The organism is Catenulispora sp. GAS73, from assembly GCF_041262085.1.
Classification (GTDB): Bacteria; Actinomycetota; Actinomycetes; order Streptomycetales; family Catenulisporaceae; genus Catenulispora.
This window is the reverse complement of sequence record NZ_JBGCCM010000040.1, coordinates 12,592-32,466: the sequence shown is the minus strand read 5'-3', so window position 1 is coordinate 32,466 and position 19,875 is coordinate 12,592. Positions and strand designations below refer to the sequence as shown.

The following is a 19,875-nucleotide window of genomic DNA, read 5'->3' as shown; positions in this document are numbered from 1 at the left end:
GCGGAGGCGGTCGGCGGGGAGGCGGATGCGGCGGTGGGGGTCGGGGACTTGCGGGGCGGGGGGCGCGTCGGGCGGAGGCGGCGGCGGGGCGCCGGCGACTGTGACACTGGCAGGAGCGATGGCAGCGGGCTCATTCGGCAGATGTGCTCCGGAGCAGCGCGCTGGAGTCGAGGCCTTGCGGCCAGCCGATGCGCCGATACCTGCGCCAGGGCCAGCCGCCGCACGCGCTCGCGAATCAGCACTAGCTCGCGCGAAGGCTTCTCTGCCAGCGCCATCCGGTTCTGCCCGGCGGTCGGCCGCCGCGCGCGCGCCCGAATCAGCGCCAGATCGGGCGAAGGCTCCCGCGCCAGCACCATGAGATCTCGCCTCGCGATCAGCGCCATCCGGTTCTGCCTGGCGGCCGGCCGCCGCTCGCGCGCCCAAATCAGCGCCAGATCGCGCGAAGGCTCCCGCACCAGCACCGTCAGGTCCCGCCTCGCGATCAGCGCCGACTCGCGTGGCAGCTCCCCGGCCAGCGCCATCCGGTTCTGCCTGGCTGCCAGCCACCGCGCGTGCCCCTGAGTTAGCACCAGATGGCGCGAAGGCTCCCGCACCAGCACCATCAGATCTCGCCTTGCGATCAGCGCCGACTCGCGTGGCAGCCCCCCGGCCAGCGCCATCCGGTTCTGCCTTGCGATCGACCGCCGCGCGCACCCCCGAATCAGCGCCAGATCGCGCGAAGGCTCCCGCGCCAGCACCATCAGATCTCGCCTTGCGATCAGCGCCGGCTCGCGTGGCGGCTGCCGACCCGGCGCCATCGGGTGCTGATTCGCGCTCAGCCACCCGCGCCCCCGCATCGTCCCCCTCAGGTTCGGCCGCGCCGGCCCGCGCGTCAGCCTTCAACGCCGGCTCGCCCCGGCGCGGTCGACGCGCGGCGCCGTCGCCAGACTCGCGCTGCGCCGAGGCAGGCCGCCGCCGTGCCGGTGAGGCAGGCTAGTGCGGCTGCGGTGCGTTCCCAGCGGGACAGCGACTGCGCGTGCAGGGTGCTGTGGCCCGTCGCGCAGGCCTGGGGGCCGGTGTCTCCTCCGCCGGCGTCGCGGGCGCATACCGTCGTCGTCAGCTGACGGTGGTGACCGCGGTGGACTGTGTCGGCCTGGGTCACGTGGTCCAGGGGCCTGGCTTCGAGGTGGCGTTCGGCGGCGCCGGTGGTCGTGATGCGGGCGGTGCCGTGGGCCGGGATTGCGAGGGTCCAGGTCAGGTGGCTGCCCGTACGGTGCGGGGTGGGGGTGCCGCCGGTGTAGTCCAGGTTGGCCGGGAGTTGCTGCGTGATCACAGCGTCGGGGACGGCGCGGTCGGTGGTGTTCCGGACCACGATCGCGTACGACACGTCCTGGCCGCCGTCGGCCCGGCCGCCGCCGGCCTGCACCGACAGCGCCACGGACAGCGGCGCCGCGTGCCCGCCGTCGCCGGGCGGGGACACCGGCGTGAGCAGGATGGCTGCCGCCGCCAGCCCGATCATCAGGCCTCCGAGTCTCGATCAGTGCCCGCTTTCCGAACCCCTCAGAAGTCGAACATCGCGCGGCGCGTGCCGCACCCGGGGCCGGGCCGCGGCTAGGCCGCCGGGGAGGATCGCCACCCGTTCGGCCCAGCCTCGCCTCCCGGCTGCGCGGGTGGGGGCTGACGAGAATGGGCCCCATGTGGCACGACATGTTCGTCACCGGCATCTCCTACGGCGAGAAGACCATCCGCACCGTGCTCATCTACGCCGCGATCGTGATCCTGCTGCGGCTGGCCGGGAAGCGGGAGCTGGCGCAGCTCAACACGCTGGACCTGTCGGTGGTGCTGCTGCTGTCGAACGTGGTGCAGAACGCGGTGATCGGCAACGACAACTCGCTGGTCGGCGGGGTGTACGGGGCGACGGTGCTGATCGCGGTGAACGCGCTGTTCGTGCGCCTGCAGGCGTACCTCAGCGACCGGACGCCGCGGTTCGAGCGCGTGCTGGAAGGCAGTCCCAGCGTGCTGATCCGGGACGGCAAGCTCCAGATCAAGACGCTGCGGCGGCTGGCGCTGCGGCCGGCGGACGTCATCGCCTCGTCGCGGAAGCAGGGGGCGGAGCACGTCCGGGACGTGCGGGAGATGGTGATCGCGCCGGGCGGCGGGATGCTGGTCGAGCTGAAGGAGGACCAGGAGGGGGCGGATCGGCGGGATGTGGAGAACATCCGTGCGGATCTGGCGCGGATTCAGGAGCGGCTGGACATGTTGCTGCTCCAGCGCGGGTCGTAGGACGGTAGGGCACGCGCGCCCCATCACCACCACCCGACCATCGGCCGAATCATCCGATCGGGGCACCGGGACCGCGGTGCTGGCGTGTCACGGCCGCCGGGCCGCACGTCGCCGGAAATCATGGTGGCCACTTCGGGCGCGCCGGCGGCGGGCTCGGTCGACAGGAGGTCGTGATGCATTCCGTGCTCGCCTCGGTGGTGGCCATGCACGGCGGCAGGTCGTGGTGGAACCGTCCGATGGTGTGGGCGTCGTTGGCCGCGATCGCCTCCGGTGGCTGGTTGGCTGTTCGGCGTTCGCAGAAGCGTGCGGAGCGGGAGGCCGCCGCCGATGAGGAGGCCGCCGCCGCGGCGCTGGTCGATGACCGCGATCGGATCGACGAGGCGATGAACCGGCTCGGGCGCGACTGGCAGCCGGGGAATCCGAGCAATCCGGGGTCGTAGTCGGGGCCAGAGTCGGGGCCGGAGCCAGGTCACACCTACGGCGCAGCCCCGCGCGCCCGGCGCACTGGCGCGTGATCACCTCGTCAGCGTGTCGTCGTTTCCCGCCCGCGACGACGTGCCGCCGACACGCAGCCGACACGCAAAGGAACCGCCGTGACCGCCACCACCCCGGAGAAGAAGAACGCCTCGCGTCCCAAGAACGGCGGCGCCAAGAACGGCACCCCGCGCAAGCGCGTCCCCTCCACCGTCAAGTCGGCGGGCGTCACCCGCACCACGATCAAGCGCTGGTCGTCGCTGAGCCCGTTCGAGCTCAAGGGCGAGCTGATCGAGCTGGCGGCCGACGCCCACAAGAAGTCCGCCGCGCAGCTGCTCAACGCCGGGCGCGGCAATCCCAACTGGATAGCCACCGGCCCCCGCGAGGCCTATCTGGCGCTCGGCGCGTTCGCGCTGGAGGAGTCGCGGCGGGTGTGGACCATGGACAACCTCGGCGGGATGCCGGAGGTGGCCGGGAGCGCGGTGCGGTTCGACCGCTTCTGCCTGTCGAACCCAGGCATGACCGGCGTGCGGCTGCTGCGCGACATGGTCGACTACGGCGTCACCAAGCTGAAGTTCGACGCCGACGCGTGGATCGGCGAGCTCACCGACGCCTGGATCGGCGACCACTACCCCGATCCGCCGCGCGTGCTGGACCACTGCCAGGAGGTCGTGCGCGCGTATCTGGCCGCGGAGATGTACGGCGGCAAGACGCCCGGCGCGGTCGACGTGTTCCCCACCGAGGGCGGCACGGCGGCGATGTGCTACCTGTTCGACACACTGGTCACCAACGGCATCCTGCACAAGGGCGACACCATCGCCCTGATGACGCCGATCTTCACCCCGTACATCGAGATCCCGGAGCTGGAACGCTACTCCTTCGACGTGGTCCAGGTGAAGGCGGACATGATGACCGAGGAGGGCGTCCACATGTGGCGCTATCCCGACTCCGAGGTCGACCGGCTGGCCGACCCGAAGGTCAAGGCCCTGATGCTGGTGAACCCGTCGAACCCGCCGTCGATGGCGCTGTCCGACCGGGTCCGCGACCGCATCGCGGGCATCGTCAGGACCAAGAACCCGAATCTGGCCATCATCACCGACGACGTCTACGGCACCTTCGTCCCCGGCTTCCGCTCGCTCGCCGCCACCTGCCCGCGCAACACCGCGCTGGTCTACTCCTGGTCCAAGCACTACGGCGCCACCGGGCACCGGCTCGGCGTGATCGCGGTGGCCGAGGACAACGTCTTCGACCAGCTGCTCGCCAAGCTGCCGAAGGCGAAGAAGGAGGAGCTGAACGAGCGTTACAGCTCCCTGACTCTGGACCCTGAGAAGACCCGCTTCATCGACCGGCTGGTCGCCGACAGCCGCGCGGTGGCGTTGAACCACACCGCCGGCCTGTCCACGCCGCAGCAGACGATGATGATGCTGTTCTCGCTGTTCGACCTGCTGCCCGAGGGCCAGGAGTACAAGGAGCTGCTGCGGACCATCGTGCACCGCCGGCTGGACCTGCTGATGGAGGGCATCGGCGTCCACCACATCAGCGACGACCCGGGGCGCGCCTGCTACTACGTCGAGCTCGACATCCTGGCGGAGGCCGAGGCTTTCGAGAGCAGGGAGTTCTCCGAGTACCTGGAGAAGAACTACGAGCCGACGGACGTGGTGTTCCGGCTGGCGCATCAGGCCTCTGTGGTGCTGCTGAACGGCGGCGGGTTCGACGGGCCGGAGTGGTCGGTGCGGGTGTCGCTGGCGAACCTGGACGACCTGGACTACCTGAAGATCGGGCACCATCTGCACTCGATCATGGAGGAGTACAAGGAAGAGTGGCTGAAGACGAAGAAGTGAGCTGAGGGCAGCTGGCGGGACGGACAGCAGCAGTGGCGGCGGCCGGCGGCGGAGGCACAAGATCCTTCGCAGCCGGCCGCTTGGCTATCCTTCTCGACCATGGCGACCGAACCGAGCGACTACGTCAAGCACCTCCCCATCGGCCAGGAGATCCCGTTCAACGCCGACGGCATCCCGGGGTGGGAGATCTTCCCCTTCGAAGGGGATCTGCGAGTGAAGAAACTCGAACCGCCGGTGCTCCCGGAGCCGGCGCGGAACGGTGCCCCGGGTGGGACGCCGTGCCAGCCGTGTTCGTGGCAGGACTCCGACTACATCTGGACCGACGAGCACTGGCGCCTTCGCACGTTCCCCGAAGCGGCGATCCCGGCGCTGGTGATGCTGGAGCCGCGCGAGCACTGCGACCTGGCCGACCTGCCGGCCGAGCGCGCCGCGGAACTCGGTGCGCTGTTCCAGCGGGTCGAGCGTGCGGTGCTCGGCCTCGGCGGGATCGCGCGGGTGCACGTGGCGCGCTTCGGCGACGGCGGCGACCATCTGCACTGGTGGTTCTCGGCACGTCCCGAGGGGATGCTGCAGATGCGCGGATCGTGCCTGCTGATCTGGGAGGACGTGCTGCCGAAGGTCGAGGCCGAGCGGTGGACCGAGACGAACCGGAGGATTGCCGCGGCCTTGGCGGCCGACGGCGGGACCGCGCATGTCTGAGCACGACGAGCAGAGATTCAGCGGGCCGGACCCTGGGCTGTGCGCGGTGTGCCGGCACGTTCACCGCAACGAAACCCGGAAGGGGACGGTCTACTGGCGGTGTACGCGCGCCGCGACCGATCCCCGGTTCCCGAAGTACCCGCGGCTGCCGGTGCTCACGTGCCCGGGCTTTGAGCCGGAACGTTCGGAGCCGGAACATGCGGAGCCGGCGCCAGACTAGAAGCCCGCACCACGAGCTCCGGCTGGAACACGAGCTCGCGGTGCACATGCTCCCCCGCCGCCGCGCCGCTCTCCTCCAGCAGGATCTCCGCGGCGGCCCGGCCCACGCGCGCCGCCGGGCGCCGGATCGAGGTCAGCGGCACCACGGCCGCCGCCGCGACCTCCAGGTCGTCGTAGCCGACGATCGCCACGTCCCGGGGCACCGACACGCCCGCGGCGAACAGGCCCTGGAGCATGCCCAGGGCGATCAGGTCGTTGCCGCAGAAGACGCCGGTCGGACGCTCCGGGAGGCCGAGCATGCGGGCCGCCGCGTCGCGTCCGGCGGCCACATCGCCCTGCGCGCAGCCGGGCAGGACGATCAGCTCCACGCCCGAGCCGCCACTGCTGCCGGTCTCGCTCACGTCACCGCCATTGCCGCCGACTCCGCCAGCGCCGCCACTTCCACTGCCCTCGCCGCCGCGACCGCCGCCGCCACCCGCGTCGCCACCCGCGTCGCCCGAACCACCCCCAGCCTCCGCGACCGCCAACCGAGCCCCCTCCAACCGGTCCCGATACTGCGGCAGCTCCATCGGCCCGGCGACATAAGCGATCCGCCGATGCCCGGCGGCGATCAGGTGCGCCACCGCCATCGCGCCGCCGGCGACGTCGTCGACCAGCACGCGGCAGCCGGTGCCGCCGGGTATGTCGCGGTCCACCAGCACGTAGGGGATCCGCGCGCGGCCGAACTGGGCCAGTGTCGCGCCGCTGACGTCGGCCGGGGTCACCAGGACGCCGCGGACCCGCTGTCGTGCCAGCATCGCCAGGTGCGTGGCCTCGCTGGCGGCGCTGGAGGCGCTGTCCATCACCAGGACGCCGAGGTCCGCCGCGCGCGCCGCGCTCTCGGCGCCGCGCAGCACGCCGACGAAGAACGGGTCCGCCAGGTCCAGGGCGAGCAGCACCAGCACCTGGCTGCTGCCGGCGCGGAGCAGCCGGGCGCTCTCGCTGCGCACGAAGCCCAGCTCCGCGATCGCCGCCTGCACCCGGGCGCGGGTGCCCGGGGCCACCGCGTCGGGGCGGTTCAGCACGTTCGACACTGTGCCGACCGACACCCCGGCCAGCTGGGCCACATCCCGCATGCCCGCGCTCTTCGTCACGCACGCCCCTTGTATCCCGGTCCGCCCCGTGGCCGTGCCGAGGAGGCTAAACGGCCGCACTCGGCGGAGTCAACATGCTGTTTCGAGCACCGTACCGGGCGGTCTAGACCGCCTGTGCTTCTTATGGCACAGTCGGAACCGGGACGGCCACGGGTCCGCCGCGGGCCGTCAGGGGGCGCCTGTCCCGTTGGAACGTTTCAAGGACCGGCGGCGGTGGAGCCTGCGCCGTGCGCCGTACCCTTCGCATCGTTATGGTTGCGCTTCAAGGTAAACCCTTGACGTCGGATTATCCGGGTTCTAAGTTCCACGCAACGTGGAATTGAAACGTTCCACCCGGCAGGCGAGAGGCGACACCCACCATGACCGACGAGGCGCTGGTCCTCGGGCTCGACGTCGGCGGAACGTCGACGCGGGTCCTGGCGGTCACGCCGCGCGGGGTCAGACGGGGTGCCGGCCGCGCCTCCGGCGGCAATCCGACGGGCCTGGGTCCCGAGCGGGCCGCGGTCGCCCTGGCCGAGGCCGTCGAACAGGCCCTGACCGGCCTGAACCCGGCGGACGTCCGGCACGTCGTGCTCGGTCTGGCCGGCGGCGGGGTCCTGCCCTCCGGCGCGGACCTGCCCGGCGGCGAGGCGTTCGCCCGGGTCTGGGACAGCGTCGGCGTCACCTGTCCGGTCGACTACGAGCCGGACGCGCTGATCGCGTTCGTGGCCGGCACCGACGCGCCCGAGGGCTCGCTGGTGCTCTCCGGCACCGGCGCGGTGGCGATCGCGGTGAAGGACCGCGCGATGGCCGAGCGCTCCGACGGCCACGGCTGGCTGCTCGGGGACCGCGGCTCCGGCTTCTGGCTGGGACGGCGGATGGTCTTGGCGGCGATGGCGGCCCTGGACGGCGACGGCCCGGAGACCGCGCTGACCGGCCTCGTGATCGAATCGTTGCGGTTGCGCGACCCCGGGCCGGGCAATGATTCAGCGGCCACGACCCCGACGACCCCACCGCCCCCGCCGCCGACCGCCCGCGACCTGGTCGCCGCCGTCATGGCCGAACCCCCGACGGCGCTGGCGCGCCTGGCCCCGCTGCTGTCCACGGCCTGCGCGGACGGCGACCCGGTGGCCGAGGCGATCGCCGACCGCGCCGCCGAGCACCTGGCCGCGACGCTGTCCACGGTGCGCGGTCCGGACACCGCGACGCCGATCGTCCTGGCGGGCAGCGTCCTGACCAATCCGACACCGGTCGCCGAGCGCGTGCGACGGATACTGCGCGAGCGCTGGCCGGACGCCGAAGTGGTCCCGGCGCTGGACGGCGCGGCGGCCGCCGCGTGGCTGGCCCTGGCCCGGATCGGGCCGGTGCCGACCCCGGAGATCCGTGAGCGATTGTTTTCGATACCTACCGCCAGCTAGCAAAATCTCATAACCTACCGAGCAAACCGAGCAAGCACGGAGCACGATCGAGCACCACGCACACCGCAGCACGCACCACCGAGCACCACGCAGCACCACCGAGCAGCACCGAGCAGCACCGAGCAGCACCGAGCACTACCCGCGTCACCAGCGCAGCACCGTACGGCCTCGCACTCGCATCACCTGAGCACACCGCACGAGCGCACCTCCCTCACGAGCCGGAACCCCCCGGCGCACCGCTTCTCGTCGATCAGGAGAACCACAGTGTCAGAACACGGTTTGCCCGCCGACGTCTCCCGCCGGCAGATGTTGGTCCGCTCGGCCGCGATCGCGGCCATGGTCGGCCCCGGCTCGGCCCTGGCAGCCGGGTGCGCGGCCGGCAGCGGCAGCAGCCCCAAGAGCAACAGCGGCACCTCCACCGGGGCCAACTCCTCGGACCCCAAGAACCCGTTCGGGGTGAAGGCCTCCGACCCGCTGGACGTCTACATCTTCAAGGGCGGCTACGGCGACGACTACGCCAAGTCCTTCGAGTCGATGTACTCCCAGAAGTTCTCCGGCTCCCAGGTCTCGCACCACAGCGGCCAGAACCTCACCGGCGACCTGCAGCCGCGGTTCAACGCCGGCAGCCCGCCGGACGTCATCGACGACTCCGGCGCCCAGCAGCTGAAGCTGGACGTGCTGAACTCCAGCGGCCAGCTGACCAACCTCGACCAGCTCCTGAAGGCACCGTCGATCGACGACCCGAGCAAGACGGTCAAGGACACCCTGCTGGCCGGCACCGTCGAGATGGGCCTGCTCGGACAGAGCATGTTCTCGCTGAACTACGCGTTCACCGTCTTCGGCCTGTGGTACTCCAGCACGCTGTTCAAGAAGAACAACTGGCAGATCCCCACCACGTGGGACGACTTCATGACGCTGTGCGCGACCATCAAGGCCAGCGGCATGGCCCCGTTCGCACACCAGGGCAAATACCCCTACTACATGATGGTCCCGCTGATGGACATGGTCGCCAAGAACGGCGGCCCGGACGCGCAGACCGCCATCGACAACCTGGAGCCCAACGCCTGGAAGTCCGACGCGGTCAAGAACAGCGTCGAGGCCATCTACATGCTGGTGGACAAGGGCTACATGCTCCCGGGTACCGAGGGCCTGACGCACATCCAGTCCCAGACGCTGTGGAACCAGAACAAGGCCGCGGTCATCCCCTGCGGCTCGTGGCTGGAGAACGAGCAGCTGAAGGCCACGCCGGCGGACTTCGGCATGGCGGTGTTCGCCATGCCCTCGCTGTCCGGCGACAAGATGGCGCAGACCGCCATCCGGGCCGGCGCCGGCGAGCCGTTCATCGTGCCGAGCAAGGCCAAGAACAAGGCCGGCGGCCTGGAGTTCCTGCGCATCATGTGCTCCAAGGCCGGCGGGGCTTCCTTCGCGCAGAACGCGAACTCGCTGTCGGTGGTGAAGGACTCGATCACCCCGGACATCTCCGCCAAGCTCAAGCCCGGCACCAAGTCCAGCAACGACCTCTACCAGGCCGCCAACGGCCAGATCATCTCCTGGTACTACCTCAACTGGTACTCCCAGATGGAGAAGGACCTGGAGGACGCGATGGGCCAGCTGATGGCCAACAAGATCAAGCCGGCCGAGTTCATCACCCGCGCGCAGACCGCGGCCGACAAGTGCGCCGCCGACTCCTCGGTGCAGAAGTTCAAGCGGCCGACCACAACCTCCTGACCCGACCGGCCCCACCGGCCCCGACCACGCCGTGGACGCCGCCCCCGTCCGGCGTCCACGGCCCGTCCCAGTCCCACCCTCCCCTCTTCCTGCCCGGGAGCACGCGCCATGCGGCTGCGCAAAAAGACCAGAGAGCGGCTGTTCATCGCCTCGTTCCTCGCGGGGCCGCTCGCGGTCTATTTGGTCTTCGTCATCTGGCCCTACATCGAGACCTTCGGCTACTCCCTGACGGAGTGGAGCGGCGTCGCACCGCCGACCAAGACGGTCTGGTTCAAGAACTACGTGGACCTGTTCCACGACTCGGTCTTCCTCAAGGCCCTGGGCCACAACATGATCATCCTGATCGTGTTCCCCACGGTGACCATCGTGCTGGCGATGTTCTTCGCGTTCATGCTGAACGTCGGCGGACGCCGCGGCGGCCTCGGCGGCGTGAAGGGCATCCGGGGCTCGGCCTTCTTCCGGATCATCTTCTTCTTCCCGCAGGTGCTCTCGGTCGCGATCATCGTGATCCTGTTCCAGGCCGCCTACGAGTCCAACAGCGTCGGCCTGTTCAACGCCATCGTCATCAAACTCGGGCTGACCGACGCGAACCATCCGTGGGAGTTCCTGAACTCCCCCACGTTCGTGCTCTGGTGCATCATGTTCATCCTGGTCTGGCAGTGGGTCGGCTTCTACCTGGTGCTGTTCTCGGCGGCCATGCAGCAGATCCCCCGGGACTACTACGAGGCGGCCCTGCTGGACGGTGCCGGACGCACGCAGACGTACTTCAAGGTCACGATGCCGCTGCTGTGGGACTCGGTGCAGACCGCGTGGGTGTATCTGGCGGTCGCCGCGATGGACGCCTTCGCCCTGGTGGCCACCCTGACCCCGGGCTCCAGCTTCGGCGGTGGCCCGGACGAGCACGGCGAAGTGCTGGCGACGTACCTGATGCGCAACTTCCAGGTGCTGGGCAAGGCCGGGTACGCCTGCGCGATGGGCGTCGTCATCTTCTTCATCACCCTCATCCTTTCGCTCGTCGTCCTGCGCGCCACGCGCCGCGAGCGCCTCGAATACTGAGCGCGGAGGAAAAGACGACATGGCAGCCGATATGACGCAGACGCCGCCAGCGGCACCGGGCGCGGGCACGCCGATCGGGAAGCCCGGCGGCAGCGGGCCCGGCACCGAGCGCTCCCGGCGCTTCGGGGAGACCGGCGCGACGCTGAACGTGTTCGGGACCGGATTCATGGTGATCTGGGGGATCATGGTCCTGGGCCCGGTGCTGTGGGTGGTGCTCGGGGCGTTCAAGAACACCGGTGAACTCAACGGCAGCGCGTGGTCCTGGCCGCACCACTGGTCGTTCGACGCGTTCTCGCGCGCCTGGCACACCGGGATCAGCACGTACCTGAAGGACACGGTCATCGTGCTGGTGTTCTCGGTGTCGCTGACGATGCTGTTCGGAGCGATGGCGGCGTACGTGCTGGCACGGTTCGAGTTCCGCGGCAACCGCTTCATCTACTACCTGTTCGTCAGCGGCGTGATGCTGCCGGTGTACCTGGCGCTAGTGCCGCTGTTCTTCCAGGTGAGCAAGCTGCACATGCTGAACACGTACCAGGGGCTGATCCTGGTGTACGTCGCGTTCTCGATGCCGTTCACCGTGTTCTTCCTGCACGCGTTCTTCCGCACCCTGCCCTCGGCGGTGTTCGAAGCCGCGCTGATCGACGGCGCGTCGCACACGCGGGCGTTCTTCCAGGTGATGCTGCCGATGGCCAAGCCGGGCCTGATCAGCGTGGGCATCTTCAACATCCTGGGGCAGTGGAACCAGTACCTGCTGCCGGTGGTGCTGATGCAGTCGCAGCACGGCGAGGCCCCGCACTACATGCTGTCGCAGGGCCTGGTGTCGCTGATGGTGGCGCAGGGGTACAGCGGCGACTTCCCGGCGCTGTTCGCGGGGATGACGATCGCGATGCTGCCGGTGATGGCGGTGTACCTGTCGTTCCAGCGGCAGGTGCAGGCGGGGCTGACGGCGGGGACGCTGAAGTAACGCCCGGGGCGGAGCCCCGGCCAGCGTCCTCAGTGCCCGCGAAAGGCCTCCTCCAACCACCAGGAAGCCTGATCCGCGGCCACCTTCGCATCAAGCAGCAGCGGCCGATCGCGCGGACCGGCCAACCAAGGTGCCAGGACCTTGAGATCCCCCGGGGTGCGAACCGTGGCCGCCTCGCACCCGAACCCCCGGGCGATCGCGGCGATGTCGGTGTCGGGGAAGGTGACGGTAGCCAGGTCGTCGCCGTGCGGCCCGAAGTGGTGGACCTCAGCTCCGTACGCGGCGTCGTTGTAGACCACGATCAGCAGCCCCAGCCGTTCGCGCACCGCCGTCTCCAGCTCGGTGACCGACATCAGCGCGCCGCCATCGCCGAGGGCCGCGACGGTCAGGCGGTCCGGACGCGCCAGCGCGGCACCGATCGCGGTCGCCAGGCCGAGGCCGATGGACTGGTAGGCCTGGGTGAAGACCAGGCCTTCGGCGTCGGGCACGTCGAGGTACATCACCGGGTAGCCCATGAAGTTCCCGGAGTCGACGGCCACCGTGCGCTCGGTGGGAAGCAGGGTGTTGAGTTCCGCCGAGAGCACGCGCGGGTCGATCCGGTCGGCGGTGGAGCGGTCGGTGAAGGGGATCAGCGGCCAGCGGCCCTCGGTGCGTACCAGGTCGGCGATCTCCCGCGAGCGGTAGCCGCGCTTGCTGGGCACGCGGTCGGTGACCTGGCGTGCGGTGTCGGCGGCGTCCCCGACCACGCCGAGGTCGACGCGCCGGTGCCGGCCCAGCGCGTCCTGCTCGGTGTCGACCTGCGCGACCTTGGCGTCGGGGGCGATGAGCGTGCCGTGGCGCAGCGTCCACATGTTCAGGCCGCAGCCCCAGCCGACGATGAGGTCCGCGGACCGGATCAGATCCGCGGCCAGCGGCGTGGCGAAACCGCCGCTGACGTCGAGGTCGAACGCCTCGCCGCGGAACAGGCCGCGGGCGGCCGCCGAGGTGGCCAGCAGCGCGCCGGACCGCTCGGCCAGCGTGGCGATGGCTTCGCCGGCGTCGGCCAGCCGTGCCCCGCGTCCGGCGATGAACACCGGCCGGTCGGCCTCGGCCATGAGCGCGGCGAGGGCGGAGATGTCGTCCTCGCGCGGGTGCACCGTGCTCCCGCCGGCCAGCAGACCGAAGCGGTTGCCGGCCTCCACACGCTGCTGCTGCACGTCCAGCGGCAGGTTGAGGATGACGGTCCGGCGCTCGGACTGCGCGGTGGCGACGGCGGTGAGCGTGTCGGCCCGCGCCGACCTGGCGCTGTTGACGCGGCGCGGCAGCGCGCCGACGGCCCGCGCGAGCGCGTTCTGGTCGACCCAGAAGTTCGACAGCCGCGACGTGGCCTCGGCGGCCAGGACGACCAGCGGCGTGCGGCTCTTGGCGGCCTCGGCGATACCGGTCATGGCATTGGTGAGCCCGGGGCCCTGGTGCACGGAGAGCACCCCGAGCCGGCCGCTGACGCGCGCGTAGGCGTCGGCCATCGTGGCCGCACCCCCCTCATGCCGCGCGGCGACGAAGCGCGCCCCGGCACCGACCAGGGCGTTGGTGACATGGAAGTTGCCGCTGCCGACCACGCCGAAGACCACATCGGCGCCGGCTTCGCGCAGGGTCTTGCCGACTTCGGAGGCGACGGTCTCTTCTGCGGACATGAGTCCTCCGATCGCTCGGGACGCGGCAGGTTCCTACCCGCCGCGGCACGCTTCACAACGAGAAGTGGGGATCGCGGCGGGGGGCGCGCGGCGGTGCGCGTACGCCGCTGGGCTCGCGCTGAGCGACGCATCGCCGAGCAGCCGCACTGCCGCCGACGAATCGGCACTTGCCACGGCAGCCGAGAAGGCACGCGCAGCCGCGCATCGCTCACAAGCTGAGCCGCCAGTGATCGTGCCCGGGCCGGCACATCATGCAGTCGCGCATGCCTCGTAGGCCGCACCGCCAGCCGCGCGCCACCTGGCACCAGCCGACTTGCCGGCGCTGGCGCATCGCACACTCGCGCCGACGCTTGCCGCAGCACCACGCACACCCGCGCATCCTTCGCGCGCCACTCAGCTAGCGGTCTTGCCGACGCCGGCGCATCGCACACTCGCGCCGACGCCTGCCGCAGCACCACGCACACCCACGCATGCCTCGCAGGCCGCACCGCCAGCCGCGCGCGACCTGGCACCAGCCGACTTGCCGGCGCTGGCGCATCGCACACTCGCGCCGACGCCTGCCGCAGCACCACGCACACCCACGCATCCCTCGCGGGCCACTCAGCTAGCGGTCTCGCCGACGCCGGCGCATCGCACACTCGCGCCGCTGTCAGCCGAAGCCGCGCATCCGACCGCGCCTCCCCCGCCGCGGCCGCGAACCGACCCCCGCGCCGGCCCCTCACGCCTCCCGCTCGACGAGCGCGAGCACGCGGGCCGGGCTGCCGGAGCCGTGCACGATCGGCAGGGGTGCCGCGATCAGGAGGGCGCCGCGCGTCGGCAGGCGGTCCAGGTTGCGGAGCTGCGTCAGGCCGTACTTGCCGGCGCCGAGCATGTACGAGTGGCAGGGGAACGGTGGGTCGAAGCTGTGCGCGGTGCCTGCGTCCGTACCGACGGTCTCCACGCCGATGCCCTGCAGGGGCGTCTGCTCGGCGAGCCATTTGGCGCACTCGGGTGAGATGCCGGGGGTGTGCGGCCCGGTCTCGTTCGCGTTGAGGAAGGCGGCCTGGTCAGCTGCTCGGGCGTCCCAGCCGGTGCGGTAGAGGAGCCAGCCGCCGGCCGGCAGCGGGCCGTGCTTGGCCTCCCACTCCTGGACGTCCTCGATCCGCAGGAGGTGGTCGGGGTCCTGGGCGGCGCTTCCGGAGGCGTCGAGGACCACCGCGGGGCCGATCAGGCGGCTCGGCGCGACCTGGGAGACGTCCTCGCCGTCGCGGCCGGTGATCCAGTGGACCGGGGCGTCGAAGTGGGTGCCGACGTGTTCGCCGGTGACGATGTCGTTCCAGTACCAGGCGGGGCCGCGCTCGTCGTAGTGGCTGATCTCGCGGAGCGAGAACTGGACCGTGTTGGCGAAGGGCTCGGGGAGTTGCAGGATCGGCGTCTCGTGCGACAGCGGCGCGGTGAGGTCGACCACCTCGATCGTCCCGGTGGCGACCGCCTCGGCCAGCTGGGCCAGCAGCGTCATACCGTGCACCGTACTCCCGGCACGGCGGCTCGTCAGCCGCAGCGGCGCGCTCTTTCCCCGCCCCGCGAGGATTCTGACGGATACTGAAGCGTATGAGCACAAGGCGGACGATTCTCCGGGGCGGCATCGCGGCACTGGGAGCGGCGGCGGTCACGGCCGCTTGTGACTCCTCGCACGGCAACGTCGGGGGCGCGGCGACGAGCACGCCGGCGACCGGGACGACCGGCACTACAGGAGCGACAGGAGCGACCGGCACGGCGACGACGTCCGGATCGACAGCCGGATCCCCGTCCGGATCCCCCTCCGGATCGACATCATCCAGCGCCACGTCGAGCACGCCGCCGTCATCGGCACCGTCCTCGTCGTCCGCGAAGCCGACCCCCGCCGCCCTCTGGACGCCGGGCCCCGGCGAACTCGACCCCGACGTCAAAGCCGTCGCCGTCGAGCACATCACCGCCCAGCTGAACCGCCCCGACCTCCAGATCTTCGACGCGCAGTACGGCGGCCTGCTCGACAGCTCCGCGAGCGTCCTGGTCGTCACCAGCGTCGCCACCTACGACGTCCGCCTCGTCCAGGCCAGCCCGCGCTGGCAGGTCACGCAGGTGAACCCCTCGAACCCCGGCCCGCCGACCGCGACCCCGAGCGCCGCCGCCCAGGCCCTGCTCGCCTCCTCGCGCGTGAGCCTGCCGCCGGCCGGGCTGGCCGACGTCCGCAGCGGCCAGGTGCACGACAGTGTCCTGACCGTGCTGCTCGAACTGGCCCAGGACCACGAGCTGACCGTCAGCGTGGTGCGCTCCGGCCACCCCATCGACGTCTTCGGCACCACCCGGCCGTCCGACCATCCGCGCGGCCGGGCGGTTGACGTATGGCGAATTGACGGCAACGCTGTCGTGAACCCCGCCACTCCGACCGCACTCGTCGACAACCTGATGCGCCGGGCCGCGGCGCTCGGCTCCTACAACGTCGGCGGCCCCCGACAGCTCTCGGGCCCGCAGTTCTTCAGCGACCGGACCCATCACGACCACGTGCACATGGGATTCACCACATGAACCGCATGACCCGTATGAGCTTCCTGACATCCCTGAAAGACCAGGCCGACGCACTCTCCGCCCTGGAACCGGCGGTCCGCGACGACGCGCCCGACGCCGTCCACCAGATGCGCGTCGCGGCCCGCACCCTGCGCGCGAACCTGCGCACGTTCGAAGACGTGCTCCCCGGCGGCAAACGGCACGCCGCACTGATCGAGGAACTCGGCTGGCTCGGGGACGCGCTGGGACCCGCGCGCGAGGCCGAAGTGCTGGAAGCCCAGGTCCTCGGCCTCCTGAATCGGACGCCGCCGGAGCACGTCCTGGGCCCGGTGCGGACCCGTGTCGAAGCCGTCTTCGCGCTGGAGCGGGAATCAGCACTCGGACTCGTCACCGAGGCCATGGACTCCCCGCGCTATCGCAGGCTCCTGAAGCACCTCGACGCCTACTTCGCAGCCGTGCAGCCCGACCAGGACCCCGACCTCTCGCGCCTGCACCGCCGCGTCCGCACCAGGATGCGGCACGCGCTCCCGATGCCCCCCGGCGCCGACCGCGACACCGCGATGCACGAGGCCCGCAAGGCCGCACGCCGGGCCCGCTACGCCGGCGACGCGCTGGGCCTGCCGACCAAACCCATCAAAGCCCTGCAGGACGTGCTCGGCGACGAACACGACCGCGTGGTCACCGCCTCGGCGCTCACCGACCTGGCCGCCGGTGCGCACCAGGCCGGGGAGAACGCGTTCACGTACGGCGTGCTGCTCGGGCTCGTGCGCTGTGACTCGCGGGACTTCGACCGGAACGTGCGGAAGGCCTGGAAGGCGGCCCGGCCGAGTCTTCGATAGCCCGCGGCGATCCGAGGCGTACGCGCGAATATCCGCGCTCGACGATCTTCGGCAAACGCCGGGCGACGTGCACGGAACGTATCCGAGTCCTGACAGGTGAACCTTTGCGGACGCGGCCGATATACAGGGATTGCCCTGTAGCGAAGGCCCGCATTCGGCGTCACAGTGACGGTGACCACCTTCCCCCACGACCTGGAGGTTCCATGACCCCCCAGCGCCGTCTCGGCCTGTCCTGGACGAAACGCCTCGCCGTGGCCGTCGCCGCCACCGCGTCCGCCGTCACCGTCACCGTCATCGCCAGCCCCGCCGCGAACGCGACGGTGTACAACTCCTGCACGATCTCCGGCTGCTCGGACGCGGCGTCGGCCAACTCGATCTGGTCGTCGATGAACTACCCGAGCTCGCGGGGCTGGTACGACTGGCCCGACGGCGAGTGCAACTACGCCGGCGGCACCTACTACAACGACGACGGCCAGCTGCCCTCCGGCGACAGCTTCCAGGAGTTCGACGTCTACCCGCGTTCCTGCGGCGCGCACCGCGACGCGGTCCGGATCGTCGTGGACATGAACACCGGTCAGGTGTGGTACTCGCCGGACCACTACGCCGACTTCTACGTGCTGTCCTAATCACCGCGGACGCCGCGTAGTCTGCGCCGCCGCCGAGGGACGGCGGCGGCGCAGCCCCTTCCGCCATCAGGGGCCGACGAAGGTCCACCAGAGGTTGACCGAGTTCCACTGCGTCCAGCGGCCGCCGTTCACGCTCTGCGTGTCGCCCATCTGCGCCGGATTCCCCTGGCCCCGAGCGAAGACCTGCATGGTCTTGGCACCAGTGCTGTAGGCGATGCTCGGATCCCCGCCGAGCTTCCAGAAGTTGTTCAGCTCGGCCCAGTTCGACCACGGCCACGACGCACCGGGAACGTAGGTACTCACGCCGACGGTGCCGTCGTTACCCCGACCGAACACCGAGACCTCGCCGGTGTCGGGGTTGTAGGCGGCGTGCGGGTCGCCGGCGAAGGTCCAGGTCTGATTGACCTGATTCCACTGCGACCACCGGCCACCGTTGACACTCTGCGTGAATCCGATCTCGCCGGTGTTGCCACGCGCGAAGACCGTCATGGTCTTGCTGGTGGGGTTGTAGGCGATGGTCGGATCGCCGGCGAGCTTCCAGTAGTTGTTCAGCTCGGTCCAGTTCGACCACGGCCACGACGCACCGGGGATATAGGTGCTCACGCCGGTGGAGCCGTCGTTGCCCCGGGCGAACACCGACACCTGCTTCGTGTCCGGGTTGTAGATCGCGTGCGGGTCACCGGCGAACGTCCAGGACTGGTTCACATCAGTCCACTGCGACCACCTACCGCCGTTGACGCTCTGGATGAAGCCCACATGACCGCCGCTTCCCCGAGCGAAGACGTACATGGTCTGCGTAGTGGGGTTGTACGCCGCGCTCGGATCACCCGCGAGCTTCCAGTAGTTGTTCATCTCGGTCCAGGGCGTCCAACCCGACGCGCCATCGGCCCGCGTACTGACCCCCATCGACCCGTCGGTACCCCGAGCGAACACCATCGTGGTCTTGCTGTCCGGGTTGTAGATCGCGGTGGGCTTCGCCGTGGTCGGGAACAGCCACATGTTGCTGACCTCGGCCCAGTTCGGCCAGTTGACGCCGGCCCCGGTGGTGTACCCGATCTTGCCGGTACTTCCCATGCCGAACACCGTCGTGGCGTTGGTGTTCGGGTCGTACACCGACCAGCCGCTGTCGCTGTCCGTCGTGTACGAACCGCCAGCCGACGAGCTCACCTGGACGTCGAGGTAGTCGCCGTCGATGTTGAGCGTCACGCCGCCGTACGTCTCGTCGTGGCCCTCGGTGTACTGGTGGACGCGCTGGTGGTTGGGCCAGTCCCCGCTGGGGATCGCCGGATCGGAGACGGTGTTGCCGCCGCTGCCGGGGATGCTGGCGAAGTCGAGGACGTCCGGCATGGTGTACGAGGTGTAGTTGTTGACCAGATCCGCGACAGTACTGGCCATGCTTCCGTAGACGCCGGCCAGGAAGCCGTGGGCGTGGAGTTCCTGCGTCCAGGCGGCTTCGAACCCGACCACCAACGACGTGTTGGAGCCGCCGTTCGCATAGGCCTCCATGTCGTAGGTGATCTCGATGCCCGCGGGGAAGCCGAGCGAGACCGCGTCGTTGATGGCGTCGTCCGCGGCGGCCGTGCCTTGACTCGCGGAAGTGATGGTCGCGCAGCCGCAGGTGTTGCCCGGCCCCTGCAAGCCGACGTAGAGAGGCAGGAACCGCCATCCCGCATCAGCCTGCTGAGAGACCCAGCCCGACGTGAGGTTCGGCTGCGAGCAGGTGCGGTTGGCGCCGCCGATGTAGATGCCGACGGCAGAGTAGGGCGACGAGCTCTTCCAGGCGCTCATCGACGACGAGTCCGGTGCGCCGCAGGCGTCGAAACCCTGGCCGGTGAAGTTGGTGCTGCCGGAGACGACGGCAGCGGCGCCGACCTTCGCCGCGGAGCTCATCGGTGCGGTCGCCGGAGCAGCTGCGGCCGTTTGCGACGGCACCGGCAGCGCGGCACTGGTGAGAATCGACCGTGCCAGGGGCCGGTCGCCGTTGTAGGTGACCGTGGCTTGGAAGCCGTTCCCCGTCGCGTCGAACTCGCGCGCGACAGAGTTCTCCGTCGTGCGAGCCGGTGCCGTGGACGCGGCAGACGGCTGGATCAGCACCGCCTCCGTACGTCCGACGACCCGGGTGGGACAGTCTTGACGGCTGCCCGGCGTTCCCAGATAGACGGCGTGCTGATCGAAACGAACGCAGGCCGACGGCGATTCGCCGAGGTCTATGACCGGCCACGCCGCCGGGACGGTGAACTGCCGACCCAGGTAGCTGACGGTCTGGGTGGTGCCGGTGCCGATGGTGCCGGCCTGGGTGCCGGCCTGAGTGCCGGCCTGTGGCGAAGTCGCCGCCCGCGCGGCCGTGCCGCCGATCGTGGTCACCGAGAACATCGCACAGGCGGCGGCAAGAACAGCAGCGTGTTTGCTGCGTGGAATCATGCTCCTCGATCCTCACT

General features: G+C 70.4%; 16 protein-coding genes. 11 read left to right on the top strand and 5 right to left on the bottom strand.

Annotated elements, in window-relative coordinates; all coding sequences use genetic code 11:
• Nucleotides 1-871 precede the first annotated feature (871 nt).
• Nucleotides 872-1,498: a hypothetical protein gene (locus ABH935_RS41705; RefSeq protein ID WP_370383518.1), complete on the bottom strand. Its 627-nt coding sequence runs from the start codon at nt 1,496-1,498 to the stop codon at nt 872-874.
• 176 nt (nt 1,499-1,674) lie between these two features.
• On the opposite strand from ABH935_RS41705, the gene ABH935_RS41700 reads away from it, so the two are divergent.
• From ABH935_RS41700 to ABH935_RS41685, 4 genes are all read left to right on the top strand, one after another.
• Nucleotides 1,675-2,262, top strand: coding sequence for a DUF421 domain-containing protein (locus ABH935_RS41700; protein ID WP_370383517.1), 588 nt, complete (start codon nt 1,675-1,677; stop codon nt 2,260-2,262).
• A gap of 173 nt (nt 2,263-2,435) precedes the next feature.
• On the top strand, nt 2,436-2,702 hold the full coding sequence (locus ABH935_RS41695) for a hypothetical protein (RefSeq protein ID WP_370383516.1): 267 nt from the start codon (nt 2,436-2,438) through the stop codon (nt 2,700-2,702).
• A gap of 153 nt (nt 2,703-2,855) precedes the next feature.
• Entirely contained in the window at nt 2,856-4,577 is a 1,722-nt protein-coding gene (locus tag ABH935_RS41690; protein WP_370383515.1) for a bifunctional aspartate transaminase/aspartate 4-decarboxylase, read from the top strand.
• A gap of 99 nt (nt 4,578-4,676) precedes the next feature.
• On the top strand, nt 4,677-5,276 hold the full coding sequence (locus tag ABH935_RS41685; RefSeq protein ID WP_370383514.1) for a hypothetical protein: 600 nt from the start codon (nt 4,677-4,679) through the stop codon (nt 5,274-5,276).
• 155 nt (nt 5,277-5,431) lie between these two features.
• On the opposite strand, the gene ABH935_RS41680 is transcribed toward ABH935_RS41685, so the two are convergent.
• Complete coding sequence (locus ABH935_RS41680; RefSeq protein WP_370383513.1) at nt 5,432-6,628, bottom strand: LacI family DNA-binding transcriptional regulator; 1,197 nt, start codon at nt 6,626-6,628, stop codon at nt 5,432-5,434.
• Nucleotides 6,629-6,987: 359 nt separating this feature from the next.
• Between ABH935_RS41680 and ABH935_RS41675 the strand changes: the two genes are divergently transcribed.
• From ABH935_RS41675 to ABH935_RS41660, 4 genes are all read left to right on the top strand, one after another.
• Entirely contained in the window at nt 6,988-8,025 is a 1,038-nt protein-coding gene (locus ABH935_RS41675; protein WP_370383512.1) for an N-acetylglucosamine kinase, read from the top strand.
• A gap of 264 nt (nt 8,026-8,289) precedes the next feature.
• Complete coding sequence (gene ngcE, locus ABH935_RS41670; protein WP_370383511.1) at nt 8,290-9,753, top strand: N-acetylglucosamine/diacetylchitobiose ABC transporter substrate-binding protein; 1,464 nt, start codon at nt 8,290-8,292, stop codon at nt 9,751-9,753.
• A gap of 108 nt (nt 9,754-9,861) precedes the next feature.
• Nucleotides 9,862-10,809 carry a carbohydrate ABC transporter permease gene (locus tag ABH935_RS41665; RefSeq protein WP_370383510.1) on the top strand — a complete coding sequence of 316 codons (948 nt, stop codon included), beginning with the start codon at nt 9,862-9,864 and terminating at the stop codon, nt 10,807-10,809.
• 19 nt (nt 10,810-10,828) lie between these two features.
• Nucleotides 10,829-11,773: a carbohydrate ABC transporter permease gene (locus tag ABH935_RS41660; RefSeq protein WP_370383509.1), complete on the top strand. Its 945-nt coding sequence runs from the start codon at nt 10,829-10,831 to the stop codon at nt 11,771-11,773.
• Between the two features lie 29 nt (nt 11,774-11,802).
• Here ABH935_RS41660 and ABH935_RS41655 read toward each other — a convergent pair whose 3' ends face one another.
• The gene (locus ABH935_RS41655; protein ID WP_370383508.1) at nt 11,803-13,446 is read right to left on the bottom strand and encodes a thiamine pyrophosphate-binding protein; all 1,644 of its coding nucleotides are present in this window, start codon (nt 13,444-13,446) and stop codon (nt 11,803-11,805) included.
• Between the two features lie 718 nt (nt 13,447-14,164).
• The gene (locus tag ABH935_RS41650; protein WP_370383507.1) at nt 14,165-14,944 is read right to left on the bottom strand and encodes a cyclase family protein; all 780 of its coding nucleotides are present in this window, start codon (nt 14,942-14,944) and stop codon (nt 14,165-14,167) included.
• 92 nt (nt 14,945-15,036) lie between these two features.
• Between ABH935_RS41650 and ABH935_RS41645 the strand changes: the two genes are divergently transcribed.
• The 3 genes from ABH935_RS41645 (at nt 15,037) to ABH935_RS41635 (ending at nt 17,437) form a co-directional block, all read left to right on the top strand.
• Nucleotides 15,037-15,993: a hypothetical protein gene (locus tag ABH935_RS41645; protein WP_370383506.1), complete on the top strand. Its 957-nt coding sequence runs from the start codon at nt 15,037-15,039 to the stop codon at nt 15,991-15,993.
• Complete coding sequence (locus ABH935_RS41640; protein WP_370383505.1) at nt 15,990-16,811, top strand: CHAD domain-containing protein; 822 nt, start codon at nt 15,990-15,992, stop codon at nt 16,809-16,811. The genes ABH935_RS41645 and ABH935_RS41640 overlap by 4 nt, the downstream gene beginning before the upstream one ends.
• A 203-nt stretch (nt 16,812-17,014) precedes the next feature.
• Entirely contained in the window at nt 17,015-17,437 is a 423-nt protein-coding gene (locus ABH935_RS41635; RefSeq protein ID WP_370383504.1) for a ribonuclease domain-containing protein, read from the top strand.
• 66 nt (nt 17,438-17,503) lie between these two features.
• Here ABH935_RS41635 and ABH935_RS41630 read toward each other — a convergent pair whose 3' ends face one another.
• Entirely contained in the window at nt 17,504-19,858 is a 2,355-nt protein-coding gene (locus tag ABH935_RS41630) for a glycoside hydrolase domain-containing protein (protein ID WP_370383503.1), read from the bottom strand.
• Between the last annotated feature and the right edge of the window lie 17 nt (nt 19,859-19,875).

Bases quoted from the DNA above. Each gene is read 5' to 3' on its own strand.
- ABH935_RS41685 (WP_370383514.1), top strand. From the start codon at position 4,677: ATGGCGACCGAACCGAGCGACTACGTCAAGCACCTCCCCATCGGCCAG.
- ABH935_RS41660 (WP_370383509.1), top strand. From the start codon at position 10,829: ATGGCAGCCGATATGACGCAGACGCCGCCAGCGGCACCGGGCGCGGGC.
- ABH935_RS41675 (WP_370383512.1), top strand. From the start codon at position 6,988: ATGACCGACGAGGCGCTGGTCCTCGGGCTCGACGTCGGCGGAACGTCG.
- ABH935_RS41630 (WP_370383503.1), bottom strand. From the start codon at position 19,858: ATGATTCCACGCAGCAAACACGCTGCTGTTCTTGCCGCCGCCTGTGCG.
- ABH935_RS41650 (WP_370383507.1), bottom strand. From the start codon at position 14,944: ATGACGCTGCTGGCCCAGCTGGCCGAGGCGGTCGCCACCGGGACGATC.
- ABH935_RS41705 (WP_370383518.1), bottom strand. From the start codon at position 1,498: ATGATCGGGCTGGCGGCGGCAGCCATCCTGCTCACGCCGGTGTCCCCG.
- ABH935_RS41640 (WP_370383505.1), top strand. From the start codon at position 15,990: ATGAACCGCATGACCCGTATGAGCTTCCTGACATCCCTGAAAGACCAG.
- ABH935_RS41635 (WP_370383504.1), top strand. From the start codon at position 17,015: ATGACCCCCCAGCGCCGTCTCGGCCTGTCCTGGACGAAACGCCTCGCC.
- ABH935_RS41665 (WP_370383510.1), top strand. From the start codon at position 9,862: ATGCGGCTGCGCAAAAAGACCAGAGAGCGGCTGTTCATCGCCTCGTTC.
- ABH935_RS41655 (WP_370383508.1), bottom strand. From the start codon at position 13,446: ATGTCCGCAGAAGAGACCGTCGCCTCCGAAGTCGGCAAGACCCTGCGC.
- ABH935_RS41700 (WP_370383517.1), top strand. From the start codon at position 1,675: ATGTGGCACGACATGTTCGTCACCGGCATCTCCTACGGCGAGAAGACC.
- ABH935_RS41645 (WP_370383506.1), top strand. From the start codon at position 15,037: ATGAGCACAAGGCGGACGATTCTCCGGGGCGGCATCGCGGCACTGGGA.
- ABH935_RS41695 (WP_370383516.1), top strand. From the start codon at position 2,436: ATGCATTCCGTGCTCGCCTCGGTGGTGGCCATGCACGGCGGCAGGTCG.